This is a genomic window from Burkholderia sp. AU33803 (assembly GCF_002223095.1).
In the GTDB taxonomy this organism is placed as follows: domain Bacteria; phylum Pseudomonadota; class Gammaproteobacteria; order Burkholderiales; family Burkholderiaceae; genus Burkholderia.
The window spans coordinates 975264-995147 of the sequence record NZ_NKFJ01000005.1; the positions used below are offsets into that span (position 1 = coordinate 975264).

Genomic DNA, 19884 nt, shown 5'->3' on the forward strand with positions numbered 1-19884 from the left:
CGGCCGACCCGCCTGGCCCAACTGGAGGAGACGACATGAAGAACGACCTGCCCGAACTGGCCCCGCAAGCCCTGCCGTCGGTGGATGCGCTGACGGCGCTGCTGCGCGACCAGCGCGCAGCCTACCTGCGCGCGCCGTATCCGGCATGGGAAACGCGCGTGCAGCACCTGCGTGCGCTGCGCACGATGCTGATCGACCATGCGGATGCCCTCGCCGAAGCGATCAGCGCCGATTTCGGTCATCGCGCGAAGCAGGAGGTGCTGCTGTCGGAAATCTGGATGGCGAAGGAAGAGATCGACGACGCGCTCAAGCACGGCAAGCGCTGGACGAAGCCGATCCGCAAGCCGATGAACAAGTGGTTGCGCCCGGCGCGCGCGAAAGTGATTCCGCAGCCGCTCGGCGTGGTCGGCATCATCGCGCCGTGGAACTACCCGGTGCTGCTCGCGGCCGGCCCGCTGATCTGCGCGCTCGCGGCCGGCAACCGCGCGATCATCAAGATGTCCGAACTGACGCCGCGCACGTCGGCGCTGTTCGAGCAGCTCATTGCGAAGACCTTCACGCGCGACCACGTCGCGGTCGTGAACGGCGATGCGGAAGTCGGCGCCGCGTTCAGCGGGCTGCCGTTCGATCACCTGCTGTTCACCGGCTCGACGCACGTCGGCCGCCACGTGATGCGCGCGGCCGCCGACAACCTCACGCCCGTCACGCTCGAACTTGGCGGCAAGTCGCCGGCGATCGTCGGCCCGAACGCGCGCTTCGATGCGGCCGTCGACGCGATCGTCGCGGGCAAGACGCTGAACGCGGGCCAGACCTGCATCGCGCCCGACTACGTGCTGCTGCCGCGCGGGATGGAAGCCGCGTTCATCGAGCGCGCGCGCGCCCGGTTCGCGAAGATGTATCCCGACCTGTCCGCCAACGGCGACTACACGACGATCGTGTCGCCGCGCCACTACGCGCGGCTGCAGCAGCTCGCGAGCGACGCGCAGGCGGCCGGCGCGCAACTGCATCCGCTGTCCGACGCGCAATCCGATCCCGCCTCGCGCCGCTTCGTGCCGTGCGCGGTCACACAGGTGCCGGCCGCGTCGCAACTGATGCAGGAGGAAATCTTCGGGCCGCTGCTGCCGCTCGTGCCGTACGAACGGCTCGACGAAGCGATCGCCTACGTGAATGCACGCCCGCGTCCGCTCGCGCTCTACCTGTTCGACGAGGACGGCGGCACGATCGACCGCGTGATGCGCGAAACGATCTCGGGCGGCGTCACGGTCAACGAAACGCTGATGCACATCGCATGCGGCAGTTTGCCGTTCGGTGGGGTCGGGGCGAGCGGCATGGGCGCCTATCACGGCTACGACGGCTTCGTGACGTTCTCGAAGATGAAGCCGGTGCTCACGCAGGCGCGCCTGAACGCGCGCAACCTGCTCGCGCCGCCGTACGGCAAGCGCTTCGCCGCACTGATCAAGCTGATGCTGAAGTTCTAGGCGAAACGGAAAACGGGCCGCGCGCATCGCGCCGCGGCCCGCGCAGGCATGCCGCGCGGCGAGGGTGCCGCGCGCGCCGTCACACGGGCCAGAGCGGCCCTTCCTGCATCGCGCCGATCTGCTCGCGCAACTCGAGCACGCGCGCTTCCCAGTAACGATGCGTGTTGAACCACGGGAACGCGGCCGGAAACGCGGGATCGTCCCAGCGCCGCGCGAGCCATGCGGCGTAGTGGATCAGCCGCAGCGTGCGCAGCGCTTCGACGAGATGCAGCTCGCGCGGCTCGAATTCGCAGAAGTCCTCATAGCCGGCCAGCAGGTCCGCCAGCGCGCGCGACGCGCCTTCGCGATCGCCCGGCAGCAGCAGCCATAGATCCTGGATCGCGGGCGCCATCCGGCTGTCGTCGAAGTCGACGAAGTGCGGGCCGGCATCGGTCCACAGCACGTTGCTCGGATGACAGTCGCCGTGCGTGCGCAGCAGGCGGATCTCGCCCGCCCGCTCGAACGCGGCCTCGACGCCTTCGAGCGCGAGGTTCACGGCCGTCTCGTAAGCGGGCCGCACGTCGTCCGGAATGAAATCGTGTGCGAGCAGGTAGTCGCGCGGCTCATAGCCGAACGTCGTGATGTCGAGCACGGGGCGCGCGACATACGGCTGCGTCGCGCCGACCGCATGGATCCGGCCGATGAAGCGGCCGAGCCATTCGAGCGTGTCGCTGCGATCGAGATCGGGCGCGCGGCCGCCGCGCCGCTCGAAGATCGAGAAGCGGAAGCCGTCGAACGCGTGCAGCGTGCGGCCGTCGAAGGTGCGCGCGGGCACCGCCGGAATCTCGCGCGCGGCGAGTTCGGCGACGAACGCGTGCTCTTCGAGGATCGCTTCGTCCGACCAGCGCGCCGGACGGTAGAACTTCGCGACGACCGGCGGGCCGTCTTCGATACCGACCTGATAGACGCGGTTTTCGTAGCTGTTGAGCGCGAGCAGGCGCCCGTCGGTGCGCAGGCCGGCCGGTATCAGCACGCTGTCGAGCGCGTCGAGCACGCACTCGGGCGTGAGTCCGGCAAACGGCGGGCCGGCGGGAGAAGCGGGAGCGGAAGTGACGTCTTTCATGCCCCGCATTGTGCCGTCAGCCGGACTGAAAGACGAGCGCCCGTTAGTGAAGCGCTGCGCCGGCCGGCAGTACCGATTCGCCGGTATCGATCAGGTCCTCGAGAAAGAACGGCTCGGTGTTGAGTTCCTTGGACTCGCCCGGTACGCCCGCGTACCAGGTCACCATGGCCATGTCGCCCAGGACGCGTTGGACGATGCCGCGCGCGCCCTTCGGCACCGCGATATGGGTAGTGCAGACAATCGACCCGACATGCATGATGGTTCCCCACTCTTGAATCTTGAAACCCGGCCCGCTGGGGGCCGGCAAATGCACGATCCGCGCGCTCTCGTCGGAGCGTTGCGCGTGATCCCATTGTTCACGGTTTATCGAAGCACGAAAAGAAGAAGAAGCAGGCGAAGTGCCGCGAATTCGTCGAATGTCTCCAATCAACCACTGCGCCGGGGTAGACGCTTGCCCGCCCGGTTACCCCCATCATACCCTGTCGAATGTGACTGCCCGCCGAATCCCCGGCATCACCGCGGCGCGTACGTGACCGACGCCCCGCGTGCGCCGTGAATCCGGTGTCGGGTCACCCGGCAATTTCGCGTGACTGCGGTTGCCGAATCACGCGACGCCGTCATCACCTTCCCCCTGCCTCGAACGCAGCCCGCACGGCAACGCCTGCTCACGCATCGCCCTCGGACCTTCGCCATGCGATGCGTCACCGACATGTGTTGCATCCGATGCCGTCGTTGCGTTACCTTTGATGCTCATTCGCGTTCAAGCGCATTCCGACACGATGCACCCGTTCACGTCCGCCCTCGCAAAATCCCGGCCGCAGTTCGACTCGCGGCCGCAGGCGTGCGCGCATCCGTCGGTCCTTCCTCCTCCTGTCGCACCGCCGCTCGTCGGCGCCGCGCCGCCCCCTCCGGCGGCACGCGCCGGCTGACCAGCCGGCTTTTCGTTTCGTCTTCCATTCGCCCGCGGGCTCGCATTCGTGTGTCGTGACGCACGGCGTGCTGCTGCGCGCGCGGATGGAACATTCCGATCCGTTCGACAGGTGGATTCACATGGTTTCGTTCAAACGCGCGCTCGCCGCGCATGGCGCGACGTCGCTCTTCGTGCTGCTGTGGAGCAGCGGCGCGATCTTCGCTGAACTCGGGCTGCGTCACGCGTCCGCGTTCGTCTTTCTCACCGCACGTTTCGCACTGGCATCGCTCGTGCTGCTCGGGCTGGCGTTCCTGCGCAAGCGCTGGCTGCCGCCGCGCGGCGAGCGGCGCATGGCCGCGCTGACCGGCTTGCTGATGATGGGCGGCTATTCGATCTTCTACCTGCTCGCGCTCGAACGCGGGATCGCGCCGGGCGTGCTCGCGACGATCCTCGGCGTGCAGCCGATCCTCACGCTCGCGATCGTCGAGCGGCGCTGGCAACCCGTGCGCATCGCGGGGCTCGCGCTGTCGCTGGCCGGCCTCGCGCTCGTCGTGTTCCGCGGCACCGGAGACGGCAGCCTGTCACTCGCAGGCATCGCGTGCGCGCTCACCGCGCTCGTCGCGCTGACCGCCGGCTCGCTGCTGCAAAAACGCGTCCGTGCGGCGCCCGCCGACGTGCTGCCGCTGCAGAATGCGATCGGCCTCGCGCTGTGCGTGGCGATCGTGCCGTTCCGGCCGGTGTCGTTCGACGTGAGCTGGGCCTTCGTGATCCCGCTGCTGTGGCTCGGCATCGTGATTTCGGTGATCGCGCAGCTGCTGTTCTACCGGTTGATGCAGCGCGGCGATCTCGTCAACGTGACGAGCCTGTTCTATCTCGTGCCCGTCGTCACCACGCTGATGGATGCCGCGTGGCTCGGCAACCGGCCCGAGCCGCTCGCGCTCGCCGGCATGGGCGCGATCATCGCGGGGCTCGCGCTCGTGTTCCGCGCGCCGGCCGCCCGCGTGCAGCCCGAGCGCGCATGAGCGGGCGTGCCGCCGCGCTCGCGAATGCGGCGGCACGCACCGGAACATACGAAGAATCCGCAACAATCGAAAGGCGCGAGAAAGATACGCGCAAGGCGTTCGTCGAACTTGCGGGAAATATGCGCGATTCGCGGGGCTTTCCGCTGATTTTTAATGGTTCGGATAGCGAAAAGCGCTGCCGGTTGCCTATACTCGAATTGACCGCCCCGCTCGCAATCGGGCCGGACCAAGACTAGAAACACCCGGCATGGGGCCGGAGCCAGCGCGCACGTGCCCGCTCCGGTCGACCTTGGAGACACGCATGACGACCTACTTCACGATCGGCGACTTCATCCTGTTGATCCCGATGGCGCTGGCCGGAGCGCTATTTCTCGGCGCGGTGCCGTGCGCAACCGAATTCCGCCACAACCTGCTGCGCGTGCTGGGCGTCATCCTCGGCGTCGGCGTCGCGGTATTGCTCGTCGAAGGCCTGCCTGCGCTGATCTAGCGGCGCACTACCCGTGCGTGACGTGCATCGCTGCACTGCAGCGATGTAATGTGCTGCGCGCAAGCCATTGATACGGCACGCGATGTTTCGCATGCCGTATCGACTTCCGGTCAGATCGCCTGATCGGTGGACGGCTTTTCCCACAGATTGATGCCGCCTTCCGTCGCGTAACGATCGATCTCCGCGAGCTCTTCCGCCGAGAAGTCGAGGTTCTTCAGCGCACCGACGTTTTCACGCACCTGCTCCGCGCGGCTCGCGCCGATCAGCGCGGACGTCACGCGGCCGTTGCGCAACACCCAGGCGAGCGCCATCTGCGCGAGGCTCTGCCCGCGCCGTTCGGCGATCGCGTTGAGCTTGCGCACATGGTCGAGGTTGTCCTCGCTCAGGTGATCCTGCTTCAGCGAGCCGCCGCCCGGCTTGTTCACGCGCGCGTCGGCCGGCACGCCATTCAGGTACTTCGACGTGAGCAGCCCCTGCGCGAGCGGCGTGAACGCAATGCTGCCCGTGCCGATCTCGTCGAGCGTGCCGAGCAGTTCGGTTTCGACCCAGCGGTTCAGCAGGTTGTACGACGGCTGGTGGATCAGCAGCGGCACCTTGTACTGCGCGAGCAGCTCGGCCATCTCGCGCGTCTTCGCCGCCGAGTACGACGAAATGCCGATGTAGAGCGCCTTGCCCTGCTGCACGGCCGACGCGAGCGCGCCCGCCGTTTCCTCGAGCGGCGTGTGCGCGTCGAAGCGGTGCGAATAGAAGATGTCGACGTAGTCGAGCCCCATCCGCTGCAGGCTCTGGTCGAGGCTCGCGAGCACGTACTTGCGCGACCCGCCGCCGCTGCCGTACGGCCCCGGCCACATGTCCCAGCCGGCCTTGGTCGAAATCAGCAGCTCGTCGCGATACGGCCGGAAATCTTCCTTCAGCAGCCGGCCGAAGTTGGTCTCCGCGCTGCCGTACGGCGGCCCGTAGTTGTTCGCGAGGTCGAAGTGGTTGATGCCGAGGTCGAACGCGGTGCGCAGGATGTCGCGCTGCGTCGAGATCGGCGTCGTGTCGCCGAAGTTGTGCCACAGGCCGAGCGACAGCGCGGGCAGTTTGAGCCCGGATTTGCCGCAGGTGCGGTATTGCATGTCTGCATAACGTTCGGAAGCTGCTTCGTAGGCCATGAGTCGGTTCCGTCAGGACATCGGGAGAAGGGACGCGCGCCGGCCGCGCGTGCGGCGCGGCGGCGGCGAAGGAGTCATACGACGACTATGGTAGCGAAAGCGGCCGGAACGCGCTCGACGGCGCGACGATGGACGCGGCCGCGGCCGTCGCCTACACTGCGGCGTCTCGAATCACCGTTTCAGCGAGGTTGGTATGTCCCGGGTCATCTCGGTTGCGCTGCTCGTCGGCGGCGTCGTGCTGCTGTATTTCGGCGGCCAGTCGTTCCATTCGATCAACGACAACGTGTCGCGCTTCTTCACCGGTTCGCCCGCGACGAAGACGATCCTGCTGATCGTGGGCGGCGCCGTCGCATCGTTCATCGGCCTGATCGGCCTCGCGATGCCGGGCGGCAAGCGCTGAGCGCCAGCCGCGCGATGCACGCACGGCCCGCGTCATACGTTCGGGCCGCGCCAAACGAAACGGGCGGCCAGGCCGCCCGTTGTTCCATGCACCCGCGATGCGCGGCATCGCGCCATCGCCGCGGCCTTGAAGGCCGCCCGCTGCGCGCCTAGAACGGCACTTCCGATTTCGATGCCGAGCGCGTGCCGGGCACCGGCCGGTTGCTCGCGCCGTGATACGTGTACACGAGCGAGAACTTCACCTGGTCGGAACGGTTCTGCCCGGCCGAATGCAGCGTGTTGCAGTGGAAGAACACCACGTCGCCCGTCTGCAGCGACGGGCACGTCGCCGCATCGATCATCTTCCGGTTCTCCGGCAGGTCGCTGCGGAAGAACTTCGCATCGTCGAACGCTTCGGGCCCGAATTCGGCCGTATGCGACCCCGGTACGAGCCACAGTGCGCCGTTCTCGTTCGTTTCCGGGCCGAGCGCGAGCCACACCGACACCATGTCCGGACGCTCGAACGACCAGTAGCGGAAATCGCGATGCCAGCCGGTCAGGCTGCCGTACGCGGGATGCTTGGTCATCATGCAGTTGTGATGCGCGCGCGACAGCACCGGCTCTTCGCCGAAATACTCGCGCATCCACGCGCCGATTTCGGGGGCGATCGCGCGCTCCGCGAAGGCCGGATCACGCGAGTACGCGTCGAGCAGCCGCCGCACCGTATGCCCACCCGGCGCATGCTTGGACTCGGGCGCGCCCGGATAGCGCAGGTCCGCCTCGAACTCGATCGGCTCGGCCGCCTCCCGCAACTGGCGCTCCGCAACCTGCCTGAGCGCCGCGCACTGCTCGTCGCTGACGAGGCCACGCGCGACGACGAAGCCGCGCTCGCGCAATTCCGCGACTTGCGCGCGGATCGATTCCGACTGCAATGGAGACGACATGGGATGCCAGACGTTTATTGTGTGAATGTGACGATTGTAAATCGGCGCCGGATGCCGCGAACAGCACCATTGTCGTACGCAGGGGCATGCCAATCGCGAATTTGATCCGGCTCAAGGGAACTGTGCGGCGCGGCGCTGGCCTCAGCGACAGGCGGTATGCGGCACACGCGTTGTGGCACAAGGGTTTATCGCGACTTTTGCCCGTCATGAATCCCCTGTAGCCTGTCGCGGCCTGTCAATTCTGGCGGGCGCGGCGCGCAACGAGTTTCGGTAAGATCCGTTGCGCACTCCGAGGCCGTTCATACCAGTGCGCTCCCAAGGGCGCCATCCATACAAGCGAAGCATCGTTCACATGCCATTCCGTCTGACTTCCCGTCTCAGCCGCGCTGCAAAGCGCGTTGTGCCGCCCGCTCCTGCCCGCTCGCTGCGCCATCACCGCGCACGCACGCAGGCGCTGGCCGAGCGTACGCCCGCACATAGCCGGCTGGACGGTATCCGTGCGTGGTTCCACGCATTTTTCTCGATGATGAGCACGCAGGCGTTCTCGCGCCGTGCCGGCCTGCGCTCGCTGCTGCAGAAGCCGTCGTCGCTGCGCGCGCTCGCGCTGCGCCGCACGCTCGGCCCGCAGCGCCGCGTCAACCGCCCGCGCCGCCTCGCGGCCAGCAACGGCTGGTTCGGGTTCGGCGCGCGCTGAGCGTACGCCGGCGGGCACCGCGCGACGATCGACGTCGCGCCGCCGCCCGCGCCGTTGCCCACGCCGTTACCCGATTGCCGCGGCGATCGGAACGCATAAAAAAAACCCGGCTCTGCCGGGGTTTTCATTTGAGGCGAACGACGCTTACGCGACGCGTGCCGTCGGCTCGACGCCGGCCGCTTCGGCCAGGGCGAGCGCCTTGTCGGTCGCTTCCCACGAGAACTCCGGCTCTTCACGGCCGAAGTGGCCGTAAGCAGCGGTCTTCTCGTAGATCGGGCGCAGCAGGTCGAGCATCTTGATGATGCCCTTCGGACGCAGGTCGAAATGCTCGCGCACGAGCTTCGTGATCACCGCATCCGACACGCGGCCCGTGCCGAACGTGTTGACCATCACCGAGGTCGGCTCGGCCACGCCGATCGCGTACGACACCTGGATCAGCGCGCGCGACGCGAGGCCGGCGGCGACGATGTTCTTCGCGACGTAGCGGCCTGCGTATGCAGCCGAACGGTCGACCTTCGACGGATCCTTGCCCGAGAACGCGCCGCCGCCGTGCGGTGCGGCACCGCCGTAGGTGTCGACGATGATCTTGCGGCCGGTCAGGCCGCAGTCGCCCTGCGGGCCACCGATCACGAACCGGCCGGTCGGGTTCACCAGGAACTTGATGTCGCCCTTGATCAGGTCGGCCGGCAGCGTCGGCTTGATGATTTCCTCGATCACGGCTTCGCGCAGCGCCGGCAGCTCGATGTCCGGTGCGTGCTGCGTCGACAGCACGACGGTGTCGATCGAATCGGGCTTGCCGTCGACGTAGCGGACCGTCACCTGCGACTTCGCGTCCGGGCGCAGCCATTGCAGGCGGCCGTCGCGGCGCAGGCTGGCCTGGCGCTCGACGAGGCGGTGCGACAGGTAGATCGGCAGCGGCATCAGTTCCGGCGTTTCGTCGCACGCGTAACCGAACATCAGACCCTGGTCGCCCGCGCCCTGGTCGAGGTTGTCGTCGTGTGCGCGATCGACGCCCTGGGCGATGTCCGGCGACTGCTTGTCGTACGCGACGAGCACCGCGCAACCCTTGTAGTCGATGCCGTAGTCGGTGTTGTCGTAGCCGATGCGCTTGATCGTATCGCGCGCGATCTGGATGTAGTCGATGTTGGCCGTCGTGGTGATTTCACCGGCCAGAACGACGAGACCCGTGTTGCACAGCGTTTCCGCCGCAACGCGGGAATATTTGTCCTGCTCGAGGATGGCATCGAGGATCGCGTCCGAGATCTGGTCCGCGACTTTGTCCGGATGGCCTTCAGAGACGGATTCGGACGTGAAGAAATAATCGTTTGCCACTTTTTCAGGCTCCTGTGTGGTTACGGTTGGTTTCACGTAGCCAGCTTCGTTGGGCCTGAAGCGGCGACGCTTTAGCGGATTACCAGGACCGGGCAGCGTGTGTGACGCCAACCGGCTTCGCCCCGCAAGTTGTCAGTTAACTCGGCGAAGCCCGTATTATAGCGGCTTTCCTGAATTGTCACAGAGCGCCGCCCGTGCTGCATCTTCCGCTGTCTCACCACCCTGTTCGCAAAGCGCCGGCCAGCCGGTCCCACGGAGGTTTCGCATGCTAGGTCGTCTAGCCACGCACCTCGCCATTGGCTTGCTGAAACTGCTCGCCCTGTTGCCGTACGGCCTGACCGCACGGTTCGGCGATGGTCTCGGCTGGCTGCTCTACAAGATCCCCAGCCGGCGAAAGCGCATCGTACACACCAATCTGAAACTCTGCTTCCCTGACTGGAGCGACGAACGCCGCGAGGAAATTGCCGGGAAGCATTTCCGCCATGCGATCCGCAGCTACGTCGAACGCAGCGTGCAGTGGTTCGGCTCGGAGAAAAAGCTCGCGAAGCTGATCCAGGTCGACAGCGCGGTCGACCTCGACGACCCGGACCTGCCGCCGACGCTGTTCCTCGGCCTGCATTTCGTCGGCATCGAGGCCGGCTCGATCTGGCTGAACCGTTCGCTGCATCGCCGCTGCGGGTCGCTCTACCAGCCGTTCTCGAACGCGGTGCTCGAGGAAGAGGCGAAGAAGGCGCGCGGGCGTTTCGACGCCGAGATGGTCGGCCGCGCGGACAGCGCGCGCGTCGTGCTGCGCTGGCTGCGCGACCGCAAGCCGGTGATGCTCGGCGCCGACATGGACTACGGGCTGCGCAATTCGACGTTCGTGCCGTTCTTCGGCGTGCCCGCCTGCACGCTGACGGCGGTCGGCCGGCTCGCGAAGACGGGCCGCGCGCAGGTCGTGCCGTTCATCGGCGAGGTGCTGCCGAACTACAAGGGCTATCGTCTGAAGGTATTCAAGCCGTGGGATCACTACCCGACCGGCGACGACGATCTCGACGCGCGGCGGATGAACGCATTCCTCGAGGAGCAGATCCCGCTGCTGCCCGAGCAATACTATTGGGTTCACAAGCGCTTCAAGACGCGTCCGAACGGCGAGCCGAGCCTGTACTGAGCCACGCTCACGAGAGCGCGGTCACGTGCGTGCCCGCGCTCTCGCCACCTTGGGCACGCCTTTCGCGCGCGCCTGCCACAAGTCGTAAGCGGATTGCTGGGCGAGCCACAGATCCGCGCGACCGCCGTTTTCCTCGCCAAGCCACGCCTCGATGCGCAACGCCATTTCCGGCGAGATCCCCGCATGACCATGCAGAATGCGCGACAACGCCGCACGCGTGACGCCGAGTTGCGCCGCGGCCTCGGTGACGGTCAGGCCGAATGCCGGCAAAACGTCGTCGCGCAGCGATTCGCCTGGATGCGGCGGATTGAAGATGCGAGTCATCGCTTGAATCACCTCAGTGGTAGTCCTGGTAATCGACCATAACAGCGTCGGCACCCTCGAAGCTGAGCGTCAGACGCCAGTTGCTGCTCACGCTCACCGCGAAATGGCCGTCCAGTCCACGGGCAAGGCTGTGAAACCGCCAGCCCGGCACGTTCATGTCGAGCGGCCGGCTCGCGAAGTCGAGACGTGCAAGCTGGCGCCGTAACCTTGGCGCATGGTCGGGCCGGATGCCCGCCTTGTTCCCGTTCGTGAAAAACGCTTCCAGCCCCTTGTGCTGCCACGACTTGATCATGGATCTCCCAGATTCGAGTCGCGATGCCGACAGCATGGCCCATGCGTATAGCCACACTATACGAATCGCTTGATTGCCTCGTCAATTTGACCTGTACGAAAGTACGCGTCCGCGCCATCCCGTGTTTTCGCCGAACCCTGCTGGCATCGCAACAGGCCCGTCACACCGCATCAATCTGCCCGCCTGTCGCACACGCGACCAGTCGACCGATCGGCAGATGTACCCCATTTCGCCCCCACGCTCCCCCCGCCCGCGCGGGACGCCCCTGTCGGCTGCATGTATCATTTGCGGTTGAGATCAGCACGACGAACGAGGCCGCCCGGCATGGCGCGGCGTCACGCGCGCCGCGCTGACCGCCTTGTTCGCCATGGAAATCCGGACCCAGTGAAACTCTCGTTCACCAAGATGCACGGCGCGGGCAACGACTTCGTCGTGCTCGACGGCTATTCGCGCGCGTTGCCGCCGCTCACCGAAGCGCAGGTGCGTGCGCTCGCCAACCGCCACTTCGGCATCGGCGCCGACCAGCTGCTGCTCGTCGAAAAACCGACCGTCGACGGCGTCGATTTCAAGTACCGGATCTTCAATTGCGACGGCGGCGAGGTCGAACACTGCGGCAACGGCGCGCGCTGCTTCGTGAAGTTCGTCAGCGACCGCGGCCTGACCGACAAGCGCAGCGTGCGCGTGCAGGTGATGAAGGGCCTGATCACGCTGACGATGCAGGACAACGGCGAAGTCGTCGTCGACATGGGTGCGCCCGTGTTCACGCCGGCGCAGGTGCCGTTCGACGCAGCGGGCCTCGACGGCCGCACCGAGGGCCGCGACACGTTGTGGCCGCTCGACGTCGGCGGTGCGACGCGCTGGATCTCGACGGTGACGATGGGCAACCCGCACGCGGTGCAGGTCGTCGACGATGCCGAAGCGTATCCGGTGCTCGAAGAAGGCCCGCTGATCGAGCACCACGCGCGCTTCCCTGAACGCGTGAACGCCGGTTTCATGCAGATCGTGTCGCGCAGCGAAGTGAAGCTGCGCGTGTACGAACGCGCGGCGGGCGAGACGCTCGCGTGCGGCACCGGCGCATGCGCGGCGGTCGCGGCCGGCATCCGGCGCGGCCTGCTTGATTCGCCGGTGACCGTGCACACGCACGGCGGCACGCTGACGATCAGCTGGGACGGCGCGCGCGACGAAGCCGCCGCGCTGATGATGGCCGGCCCCGCCACGACCGTGTTCGAAGGCGAGATCGACCTGAACGTCTGACCCTGCAACGTCCTTGATAACTGAACGCCCCAGCCACATGAACGATCGCGAAGTCGCCGACTACCTGCTCGCCAACCCCGAATTCTTCGCGCAGCACGCCGAACTGCTCGCGACGATCCGCCTCGCGAACCCGCACGGCAAGGCCGCGATCTCGCTGCAGGAGCGGCAGATGGAGATGCTGCGCGACAAGAACAAGCATCTCGAGCGCCGGCTCGCCGAGCTCGTGCGCTACGGCCACGAGAACGACAGCCTGTCCGCGAAGTTCAGCCGCTGGACCGCACGCGTGATCGCGGAACGCGATCCGTACGCGCTGCCGCGCACGATCGCCGACGGCATCGCCGAAGTCTTCGACGTGCCGCAGACGGCGCTGCGCGTGTGGGATGTCGCCGACACCTACTCGCAGGCCGATTTCGCACGCCAGGTCGGCGAGGAAGTGCGCCTGTTCACGAACGGACTGTCGACGCCGTACTGCGGTGCGAACACGGGCTTCGAGGCCGCGCAGTGGCTCGCGCCCGCGATCGCCGCCCCGGCCGCGCATGCGGCGGAAGGCGCGGAAGCCGCGTCGTCCGCCGGCGACGGCTCGGCCGCATCGGTCGCGCTGCTCGCGCTGCGTGCGCCGCTCGCCGGCAACGATGCGCCCGCGTTCGGCCTGCTCGTGCTCGGCTCGCCCGACCCGCGCCGCTTCCACGACGGGATGGCCACCGACTTCCTCGCGCAGATCGCGACGCTCGCGAGCGCCGCGCTCACGCGCCTGCTGCCGCACTGATCCTGCCGCACGCGATGACAGACGATCCGATCGCCGCCTACCTGTCGAACCTGAAGCACGTCAGGCAGCTGTCGGAACACACGCTGCGCGGCTACACGCACGAACTCGACGAGCTGAAGAAGCTCGCGAACGGCCGGCCGCTCGAAGCGCTGACGGCCGCCGACATGCGCGGCGCGGTCGCGCGTGCACATTCGGGCGGGCTGTCCGCCCGGTCGATCTCGCACCGGCTGTCCGCGTGGCGCGCGTTCTACCGCTGGTTCGCGCAGCGCGTCGAGATGCCCGCGAACCCGGTCGCCGCGGTGCGCGCGCCGAAACGCGCGAAGACCTTGCCGAAGGCGCTGTCGGTCGACGATGCTTCCGCGTTGATGGACGCGCCGCTCGCCAACACGACCGAAGGCATCCGCGATCACGCGATCCTCGAGCTGTTCTATTCGTCGGGGCTGCGCCTCGCCGAGCTGATCGGGCTCGACGTGATGTACACGCAAGCCGACGGCTACCGCTCGACCGGCTGGCTCGACCTCGCCGAAGCCGAAGTCACGGTGCGCGGCAAGGGCAACAAGGAGCGCAAGGTGCCGGTCGGCCGCAAGGCGATCGATGCGCTGAACGCGTGGCTCGCGGTACGCAGCGAATTCGTGAAGCACGATCCGCATCCGCTGTTCGTGTCCGTGCGCGGCAACCGGATGTCGCCGGGCGTCGTGCGCGAGCGCGTGAAGCGCGCGGCGCTCACCGCGGGCATCCCCGCCAACGTCCATCCGCACGTGCTGCGCCACTCGTTCGCGACGCACGTGCTGCAGTCGAGCGGCGACCTGCGCGCGGTGCAGGAGCTGCTCGGCCACGCGAGCGTCTCCGCGACGCAGGTCTATACGTCGCTCGACTTCCAGCATCTCGCGAAGATTTACGACAGCGCGCACCCGCGCGCGAAGAAGCGCGACTGACGCGCGTCCCGTGTTACCCGCCGCGCGCGGCGACCGGCCACGGCCGGCTTCGCGCACGGCCCATTTCGATCTCATCATGCAAACCGTCACCCTCAAGCCGTCCAAGGAAAAATCGCTGCTGCGCCGCCATCCGTGGATCTACGCCAATGCGATCGACCGCGTCGACGGCAAGCCCGCGCCCGGCGCGACCGTGATCGTGCGCGCGCACGACGGCCGCTTCCTCGCGCGCGGCGCGTACAGCCCGCAATCGCAGATCCGCGTGCGCGTGTGGAGCTTCGACGAGAACGAGCCGATCGACCACGCATTCTTCAAGCGCCGCGTGCAGCGCGCGGTCGCGCACCGCACGACGATGGTGTCCGGCACGGGCGCGGTGCGGCTCGTGTTCGGCGAGGCCGACGGGCTGCCGGGGCTGATCGTCGACTATTACGTCGCGGACACCGCCGAAGCCGGCGCCGCCCCGCGCGGCCAGCTCGTCTGCCAGTTCATGGCCGCGGGCGTCGAGGCGTGGAAGGATGCGATCGTGAAGGCGCTCGTCGGCGCCACGGACTGCCCGAACGTCTACGAGCGCTCGGACGTGTCGATCCGCGACAAGGAAGGGCTCGAACAGACGACCGGCGTGCTGGCCGGCGATGCGCCGCCCGCGACACTGATCTCGAACGAAAACGGCGTGCGCTATCACGTCGACGTGCCGAACGGCCACAAGACGGGCTTCTACGTCGACCAGCGCGACAACCGCGCGCTGGTCGCGCAGTACGCGGCCGATCGCGACGTGCTGAACTGCTTCTGCTACACCGGCGGCTTCTCGCTCGCGGCGCTCAAGGGCGGCGCGAAGCGCGTCGTGTCGATCGACTCGTCGGGCGATGCGCTCGCGCTCGCGCAGCAGAACGTCGTCGCCAACGGCTTCGACGCCGAACGCGCGACCTGGCTCGACGCCGACGCATTCAAGACGCTGCGCCGCCTCGTCGACGAAGGCGAGCGTTTCGACCTGATCGTGCTCGATCCGCCGAAGTTCGCGCCGACGCGCGACAGCGTCGATCGCGCGGCGCGCGCGTACAAGGACATCAACCTGAGCGGCTTCAAGCTGCTGCGTCCGGGCGGCCTGCTGTTCACGTACTCGTGCTCGGGCGCGATCGACATGGACCTGTTCCAGAAGATCGTCGCGGGTGCGGCCGCCGACGCGAAGGTCGACGCGCGCATCCTGAAGCGCCTCGGCGCGGGCGTCGATCACCCGCTGCTCGCGGCGTTCCCGGAAGGGGAATATCTGAAGGGCCTGCTGTTGCAAATCGTCTGATCGCCCCGATCTACGCGCGTAACCGTCCGCCGGCCGCGCCCTGGCGCCCGGCGGATCCGCGCTCCCGCCTGTCGTTCGGACGACGGGCGAGGGCTTGACAGGTATGTTTCAATGGATGGTTGTGCGCCCCGGCTGGCAAAGCCCCGGGCGCGACGCACATCCCGGTTTTGACCCCGATTCACGAACCACAGGCGATTGACATGGCCACTCCCGTCACCATCCTCACCGGCTTCCTCGGCAGCGGCAAGACGACGCTGCTCAAGCGCATCCTGAACGAACAGCACGGCATGAAGATCGCCGTGATCGAGAACGAGTTCGGCGAAGAGAACATCGACAACGAAATCCTCATCCAGGATTCGAACGAGCAGATCATCCAGATGAGCAACGGCTGCATCTGCTGCACGATCCGCGGCGACCTCGCGCGCACGCTCGGCGATCTCGCCGCGAAGAAGCGCGAAGGCAAGCTCGACTTCGACCGCATCGTGATCGAAACGACCGGCCTCGCGAACCCGGGCCCGGTCGCGCAAACCTTCTTCATCGACAGCGAAATCGCCGACGATTTCCTGCTCGACGCGGTCATCACGCTGGTCGACGCGAAGCACGCGAACGCGCAGCTCGACGAGCACGAGGTCGTGCAGCGCCAGGTCGGCTTCGCCGATCGCCTGTTCATCACCAAGTCGGACCTGGTCGACGACCAGACGGTGGCCGGCCTCAAGCACCGCCTGATGCACATGAACCCGAAGGCCGCGATCAAGATCGTGAACTTCGGCGAGGCGGACATCAAGGAAATCTTCGACCTGCGCGGCTTCAACCTGAACGCGAAGCTCGAGATCGACCCCGACTTCCTCGCCGAGGACGATCACGCGCATCACCACCACGATCACGACCATGATCACGATCACGCCAGTTGCGACCATGATCACGGTCAATGCGCGCACGATCACGACCATGGCCATCACCATCACCACCACGCGCACCACGACGACAAGATCAAGTCGTTCGTGTACCGCAACGACCGCCCGTTCGACCCGAACAAGCTGGAAGACTTCCTCGGCGGCATCCTGCAGATCTACGGCGAGCGGATGCTGCGCTACAAGGGCGTGCTGTACATGAAGGGCGTCGACCGCAAGGTCGTGTTCCAGGGCGTGCACCAGATGATGGGCAGCGACCTCGCGTCGAAGTGGCTGCCGGTCGAGAAGAAGACGAACAAGATGGTGTTCATCGGCGTCGATCTGCCGCAGGACCTGATCACCGACGGCCTCGACGCCTGCCTCGCCTGACGCGCGCGGGCAACCGCCGCACACGCCGCCGCGAGGCCGCCTCGCAGGCGGCTGCGGCGGCCGCGGGGCGCCCTTTTTGGGCAGGGTTTCGCCGTCATCGCTTTTTCGCGATTTGCGCGTTATATTTTCTAGATATTGGCGCAGCCGACGGGGATCGACCCGATACGGCGCCCGCTTGCGATTCAGTTACAATACGTGCCCGCTGGAGTACGGCAACAAACAGGCCCGGTTCTTGCTGAACCAGTTTTCCGGGCATCGCAACCGCGCCGGATCGCCAATCCGCCTCCCGGCCGCGGCCGATGCGATGTGCCGCGCAGCACACCGGTTCGCAGCGCGCGCAACTCCGCGCCAGGCCTATCCTGGTATTTGAGAACCGGTTTTCCAGAGGCTTTCGGCCCCGCGGCGGCAAATCGCAAATGATTGCAAGGGCGGTTGCGGGTAATCCCAAAGTGCAGGCAATATCTATCGATTTGCCGCACATTGAAGAAGCAAGCAGATGACGAAGAAACTCTTGACCGAAGCCGAAATCCTGAAGATGAGCGACAAGGATTACATGAATGAGGATCAGCTCGCCTTCTTCAAAAATCGGCTCGAACAGTTGCAGGCGGACATCCTCAAGAATGCAGGCCAGACGACCGAGAACCTGCGCGAGACGGTGATCGTGCCCGATCCCGCCGATCGCGCGACGATCGAGGAAGAGCACGCGCTCGAACTGCGTACGCGCGATCGCGAACGCAAGCTCCTCAAGAAGGTTCAGCAGTCGCTCGCCCGCATCGATTCCGGCGATTACGGCTGGTGTGAGGAAACCGGCGAGCCGATCGGCATTCCGCGCCTGCTCGCGCGTCCGACCGCCACGCTGTCGCTCGAGGCGCAAGAGCGCCGCGAGCTGCGCCAGAAGCTGTTCGGCGACTGATCGAGCGGCGTTCCGCTCAGACACGCTGCTTCCCGAAAGCGCGCGGCCTGCCGCGCGCTTTTTGTTTTTCCGGCACCGGTTCCCCGCCGGCCGCCGTTTTGCCCACCCCGCCTCTTGATATCCCGGCGCCCGCCCTAAAATGAAACGGACGCGCGCCGGGCCGCTTCCCGGCGCACTGCGAGTTACGCGGCGGCGCCTCGCGCCCCCCGACTCTTCCCCGTTTTTCTCAAGGAACGCAGATGGAGCAATTTCACGGCACGACCATCGTTTCGGTCCGGCGCGGCGACAAGGTCGCGCTCGGCGGCGACGGCCAGGTAACCCTCGGCAACATCGTCATGAAGGGTGGCGCGCGGAAAGTGCGGCGGATCTACAACAACCAGGTACTGGTCGGATTCGCGGGCGGCACCGCCGATGCGTTCTCGCTGCTCGACCGCTTCGAGGCGAAGCTCGAGAAGCATCAGGGCAACCTGACCCGTGCGGCCGTCGAGCTCGCGAAGGACTGGCGCACCGACCGGATGCTGCGCCGCCTCGAGGCGATGCTGATCACGGCCGACGCCACCACCACGCTCGTCATCACCGGCAACGGCGACGTGCTCGACCCCGAGGAAGGCATCTGCGCGATCGGCTCGGGGGGTGCGTATGCGCAGGCGGCAGCCCGCGCGCTCGCGGAGAACACCGAGCTGTCGCCGCGCGAGATCGTCGAGAAGTCGCTCAAGATCGCCGGCGACATGTGCATCTACACGAACCACAACCGCATCATCGAAACGATCGAGTAAGGACCGCACCATGAGCACCATGACCCCTGCCGAGATCGTCTCGGAACTCGACAAGCACATCATCGGCCAGGCGAAGGCGAAGAAGGCCGTCGCGGTCGCGCTGCGCAACCGCTGGCGCCGCCAGCAGGTCGCCGACCCGCTGCGCCAGGAAATCACGCCGAAGAACATCCTGATGATCGGGCCGACGGGTGTCGGCAAGACCGAAATCGCACGCCGCCTCGCGAAGCTCGCGGATGCACCGTTCATCAAGATCGAAGCGACCAAGTTCACCGAAGTCGGCTACGTCGGCCGCGACGTCGACAGCATCGTGCGCGACCTGATCGAGATCTCGGTCAAGCAGACGCGCGAATCCGAAATGCGCAAGGTGCGCAGCAAGGCGACCGACCAGGCGGAAGACCGCATCCTCGACATCCTGCTGCCGCAACCGCGCGCGGTGGGCTTCGGCGGCAACGCCGAACACGCGAACGACGACAACAACGCGACGCGCCAGACGTTCCGCAAGCGCCTGCGCGAAGGCCAGCTCGACGACAAGGAAGTCGAGCTCGACCTCGAGCAGCCGTCGGCCGGCATGGACATCATGGCGCCGCCGGGGATGGAAGAGATGACCGAGCAGATCCGCTCGATGTTCTCGAACCTCGGCAGCGGCAAGAAGCAGCGCCGCAAGGTGAAGATCAAGGAAGCGCTGAAGCTGCTGACCGACGAGGAAGCGGCGAAGATGCTCAACGACGAGGAAGTGAAGACGAAGGCCGTGCAGAACGTCGAGCAGAACGGCATCGTGTTCCTCGACGAGATCGACAAGATCACGTCGCGCAACAACGAAGGCAGCGGCGGTGAAGTGTCGCGCCAGGGCGTGCAGCGCGACCTGCTGCCGCTCGTCGAAGGCACGACGGTCAACACGAAGTACGGGATGGTGAAGACCGATCACATCCTGTTCATCGCGAGCGGCGCGTTCCACCTCGCGAAGCCGAGCGACCTGATTCCCGAACTGCAGGGCCGCTTCCCGATCCGCGTCGAGCTCGACTCGCTGTCGGTGAACGATTTCGAAGCGATCCTCGTCGCGACCGACGCAAGCCTCGTCAAGCAGTACCAGGCGCTGCTCGCGACCGAAGACGTACAGCTCGAATTCGCCGACGACGGCATCCGCCGCCTCGCGGAGATTGCCTATTCGGTCAACGAGAAGACCGAGAACATCGGTGCGCGCCGGCTGTATACGGTGATCGAGAAGCTGCTCGAGGAAGTGTCGTTCTCGGCCGGCAACCACGCCGGCGAGCGCGTGACGATCGACGCGAAGTATGTCGACCGCGCACTCGGCGAAGTGTCGCAGGACGAAGACCTGTCGCGCTACGTGCTGTAACGCGCGCGGCGTCGGATGAGAAACGGGCGGCCCCTTTCGTCGGGGGCC

22 protein-coding genes are annotated in these 19884 nt (G+C 66.6%); 15 read left to right on the plus strand and 7 right to left on the minus strand.

Annotation, left to right across the window (positions count from 1 at the left end; genetic code table 11):
- Window positions 1-35 precede the first annotated feature (35 nt).
- Window positions 36-1478, plus strand: a complete 1443-nt coding sequence (locus tag CFB41_RS16355) for a coniferyl aldehyde dehydrogenase (protein WP_089457097.1) — start codon at window positions 36-38, stop codon at window positions 1476-1478.
- A gap of 79 nt (window positions 1479-1557) precedes the next feature.
- On the opposite strand, the gene CFB41_RS16360 is transcribed toward CFB41_RS16355, so the two are convergent.
- Both CFB41_RS16360 and CFB41_RS16365 read right to left on the minus strand, forming a co-directional pair.
- Window positions 1558-2580: a serine/threonine protein kinase gene (locus tag CFB41_RS16360; protein ID WP_373453143.1), complete on the minus strand. Its 1023-nt coding sequence runs from the start codon at window positions 2578-2580 to the stop codon at window positions 1558-1560.
- Between the two features lie 43 nt (window positions 2581-2623).
- Window positions 2624-2836 (minus strand): hypothetical protein, encoded by a 213-nt coding sequence (locus CFB41_RS16365; RefSeq protein ID WP_011353523.1) that lies wholly within the window; start codon window positions 2834-2836, stop codon window positions 2624-2626.
- Between the two features lie 794 nt (window positions 2837-3630).
- Here CFB41_RS16365 and CFB41_RS16375 point away from each other — a divergent pair.
- From CFB41_RS16375 to CFB41_RS16385, 3 genes are all read left to right on the plus strand, one after another.
- The gene (locus tag CFB41_RS16375; RefSeq protein WP_089457219.1) at window positions 3631-4512 is read left to right on the plus strand and encodes a DMT family transporter; all 882 of its coding nucleotides are present in this window, start codon (window positions 3631-3633) and stop codon (window positions 4510-4512) included.
- Entirely contained in the window at window positions 4509-4748 is a 240-nt protein-coding gene (locus tag CFB41_RS16380; RefSeq protein ID WP_089441248.1) for a hypothetical protein, read from the plus strand. Before CFB41_RS16375 ends, CFB41_RS16380 begins: the two co-directional genes overlap by 4 nt.
- Window positions 4749-4813: 65 nt before the next feature.
- Window positions 4814-4999: a hypothetical protein gene (locus tag CFB41_RS16385; RefSeq protein WP_011353526.1), complete on the plus strand. Its 186-nt coding sequence runs from the start codon at window positions 4814-4816 to the stop codon at window positions 4997-4999.
- A gap of 110 nt (window positions 5000-5109) precedes the next feature.
- Here the strand turns inward: CFB41_RS16385 and mgrA are convergent, their stop codons facing one another.
- Window positions 5110-6153 carry an L-glyceraldehyde 3-phosphate reductase gene (mgrA, locus tag CFB41_RS16390; protein ID WP_089457099.1) on the minus strand — a complete coding sequence of 348 codons (1044 nt, stop codon included), beginning with the start codon at window positions 6151-6153 and terminating at the stop codon, window positions 5110-5112.
- A 193-nt stretch (window positions 6154-6346) separates the two neighbouring features.
- Between mgrA and CFB41_RS16395 the strand changes: the two genes are divergently transcribed.
- Window positions 6347-6553, plus strand: coding sequence for a DUF3185 family protein (locus CFB41_RS16395; RefSeq protein WP_011353528.1), 207 nt, complete (start codon window positions 6347-6349; stop codon window positions 6551-6553).
- 148 nt (window positions 6554-6701) lie between these two features.
- Here CFB41_RS16395 and CFB41_RS16400 read toward each other — a convergent pair whose 3' ends face one another.
- A complete protein-coding gene (locus CFB41_RS16400) occupies window positions 6702-7475 on the minus strand; it encodes a phytanoyl-CoA dioxygenase family protein (protein ID WP_089457100.1) in 774 nt (257 codons plus the stop codon).
- A gap of 352 nt (window positions 7476-7827) precedes the next feature.
- On the opposite strand from CFB41_RS16400, the gene CFB41_RS16405 reads away from it, so the two are divergent.
- Complete coding sequence (locus CFB41_RS16405; protein ID WP_089426563.1) at window positions 7828-8169, plus strand: hypothetical protein; 342 nt, start codon at window positions 7828-7830, stop codon at window positions 8167-8169.
- A 144-nt stretch (window positions 8170-8313) separates the two neighbouring features.
- Here the strand turns inward: CFB41_RS16405 and metK are convergent, their stop codons facing one another.
- Window positions 8314-9501, minus strand: a complete 1188-nt coding sequence (gene metK, locus CFB41_RS16410) for a methionine adenosyltransferase (RefSeq protein WP_039353866.1) — start codon at window positions 9499-9501, stop codon at window positions 8314-8316.
- Window positions 9502-9766: 265 nt separating this feature from the next.
- Here metK and lpxL point away from each other — a divergent pair, with 265 nt between their 5' ends.
- The gene (gene lpxL, locus CFB41_RS16415) at window positions 9767-10651 is read left to right on the plus strand and encodes a lauroyl acyltransferase LpxL (protein ID WP_089441251.1); all 885 of its coding nucleotides are present in this window, start codon (window positions 9767-9769) and stop codon (window positions 10649-10651) included.
- Window positions 10652-10672: 21 nt separating this feature from the next.
- On the opposite strand, the gene CFB41_RS16420 is transcribed toward lpxL, so the two are convergent.
- Window positions 10673-10975: a HigA family addiction module antitoxin gene (locus tag CFB41_RS16420; protein WP_089457101.1), complete on the minus strand. Its 303-nt coding sequence runs from the start codon at window positions 10973-10975 to the stop codon at window positions 10673-10675.
- A gap of 13 nt (window positions 10976-10988) precedes the next feature.
- Window positions 10989-11267, minus strand: a complete 279-nt coding sequence (locus CFB41_RS16425; protein ID WP_089457102.1) for a type II toxin-antitoxin system RelE/ParE family toxin — start codon at window positions 11265-11267, stop codon at window positions 10989-10991.
- 384 nt (window positions 11268-11651) lie between these two features.
- On the opposite strand from CFB41_RS16425, the gene dapF reads away from it, so the two are divergent.
- The 8 genes from dapF (at window position 11652) to hslU (ending at window position 19836) form a co-directional block, all read left to right on the plus strand.
- On the plus strand, window positions 11652-12521 hold the full coding sequence (gene dapF / locus CFB41_RS16430) for a diaminopimelate epimerase (RefSeq protein ID WP_089457103.1): 870 nt from the start codon (window positions 11652-11654) through the stop codon (window positions 12519-12521).
- A 37-nt stretch (window positions 12522-12558) separates the two neighbouring features.
- Window positions 12559-13287, plus strand: a complete 729-nt coding sequence (locus tag CFB41_RS16435) for a DUF484 family protein (RefSeq protein WP_089441253.1) — start codon at window positions 12559-12561, stop codon at window positions 13285-13287.
- Between the two features lie 14 nt (window positions 13288-13301).
- A complete protein-coding gene (xerC, locus tag CFB41_RS16440) occupies window positions 13302-14222 on the plus strand; it encodes a tyrosine recombinase XerC (protein WP_089457104.1) in 921 nt (306 codons plus the stop codon).
- A 76-nt stretch (window positions 14223-14298) separates the two neighbouring features.
- Complete coding sequence (locus CFB41_RS16445) at window positions 14299-15513, plus strand: class I SAM-dependent rRNA methyltransferase (protein WP_069249126.1); 1215 nt, start codon at window positions 14299-14301, stop codon at window positions 15511-15513.
- A gap of 200 nt (window positions 15514-15713) precedes the next feature.
- Window positions 15714-16793, plus strand: coding sequence for a GTP-binding protein (locus tag CFB41_RS16450; protein WP_089457105.1), 1080 nt, complete (start codon window positions 15714-15716; stop codon window positions 16791-16793).
- Between the two features lie 496 nt (window positions 16794-17289).
- On the plus strand, window positions 17290-17706 hold the full coding sequence (gene dksA / locus CFB41_RS16460; protein WP_006477498.1) for an RNA polymerase-binding protein DksA: 417 nt from the start codon (window positions 17290-17292) through the stop codon (window positions 17704-17706).
- A 239-nt stretch (window positions 17707-17945) separates the two neighbouring features.
- Window positions 17946-18482, plus strand: coding sequence for an ATP-dependent protease subunit HslV (hslV, locus tag CFB41_RS16465; protein WP_021156275.1), 537 nt, complete (start codon window positions 17946-17948; stop codon window positions 18480-18482).
- 10 nt (window positions 18483-18492) lie between these two features.
- Window positions 18493-19836 (plus strand): ATP-dependent protease ATPase subunit HslU, encoded by a 1344-nt coding sequence (gene hslU / locus CFB41_RS16470; RefSeq protein ID WP_039353843.1) that lies wholly within the window; start codon window positions 18493-18495, stop codon window positions 19834-19836.
- The last annotated feature ends 48 nt before the right edge of the window (window positions 19837-19884 follow it).

Coding starts and splice junctions, on each gene's coding strand:
- CFB41_RS16355 (WP_089457097.1), top strand. CDS start 36: ATGAAGAACGACCTGCCCGAACTGGCCCCGCAAGCCCTGCCGTCGGTG.
- CFB41_RS16360 (WP_373453143.1), bottom strand. CDS start 2,580: ATGAAAGACGTCACTTCCGCTCCCGCTTCTCCCGCCGGCCCGCCGTTT.
- CFB41_RS16365 (WP_011353523.1), bottom strand. CDS start 2,836: ATGCATGTCGGGTCGATTGTCTGCACTACCCATATCGCGGTGCCGAAG.
- CFB41_RS16375 (WP_089457219.1), top strand. CDS start 3,631: ATGGTTTCGTTCAAACGCGCGCTCGCCGCGCATGGCGCGACGTCGCTC.
- CFB41_RS16380 (WP_089441248.1), top strand. CDS start 4,509: ATGAGCGGGCGTGCCGCCGCGCTCGCGAATGCGGCGGCACGCACCGGA.
- CFB41_RS16385 (WP_011353526.1), top strand. CDS start 4,814: ATGACGACCTACTTCACGATCGGCGACTTCATCCTGTTGATCCCGATG.
- mgrA (WP_089457099.1), bottom strand. CDS start 6,153: ATGGCCTACGAAGCAGCTTCCGAACGTTATGCAGACATGCAATACCGC.
- CFB41_RS16395 (WP_011353528.1), top strand. CDS start 6,347: ATGTCCCGGGTCATCTCGGTTGCGCTGCTCGTCGGCGGCGTCGTGCTG.
- CFB41_RS16400 (WP_089457100.1), bottom strand. CDS start 7,475: ATGTCGTCTCCATTGCAGTCGGAATCGATCCGCGCGCAAGTCGCGGAA.
- CFB41_RS16405 (WP_089426563.1), top strand. CDS start 7,828: ATGCCATTCCGTCTGACTTCCCGTCTCAGCCGCGCTGCAAAGCGCGTT.
- lpxL (WP_089441251.1), top strand. CDS start 9,767: ATGCTAGGTCGTCTAGCCACGCACCTCGCCATTGGCTTGCTGAAACTG.
- CFB41_RS16420 (WP_089457101.1), bottom strand. CDS start 10,975: ATGACTCGCATCTTCAATCCGCCGCATCCAGGCGAATCGCTGCGCGAC.
- CFB41_RS16425 (WP_089457102.1), bottom strand. CDS start 11,267: ATGATCAAGTCGTGGCAGCACAAGGGGCTGGAAGCGTTTTTCACGAAC.
- CFB41_RS16435 (WP_089441253.1), top strand. CDS start 12,559: ATGAACGATCGCGAAGTCGCCGACTACCTGCTCGCCAACCCCGAATTC.
- xerC (WP_089457104.1), top strand. CDS start 13,302: ATGACAGACGATCCGATCGCCGCCTACCTGTCGAACCTGAAGCACGTC.
- CFB41_RS16445 (WP_069249126.1), top strand. CDS start 14,299: ATGCAAACCGTCACCCTCAAGCCGTCCAAGGAAAAATCGCTGCTGCGC.
- CFB41_RS16450 (WP_089457105.1), top strand. CDS start 15,714: ATGGCCACTCCCGTCACCATCCTCACCGGCTTCCTCGGCAGCGGCAAG.
- dksA (WP_006477498.1), top strand. CDS start 17,290: ATGACGAAGAAACTCTTGACCGAAGCCGAAATCCTGAAGATGAGCGAC.
- hslV (WP_021156275.1), top strand. CDS start 17,946: ATGGAGCAATTTCACGGCACGACCATCGTTTCGGTCCGGCGCGGCGAC.
- hslU (WP_039353843.1), top strand. CDS start 18,493: ATGAGCACCATGACCCCTGCCGAGATCGTCTCGGAACTCGACAAGCAC.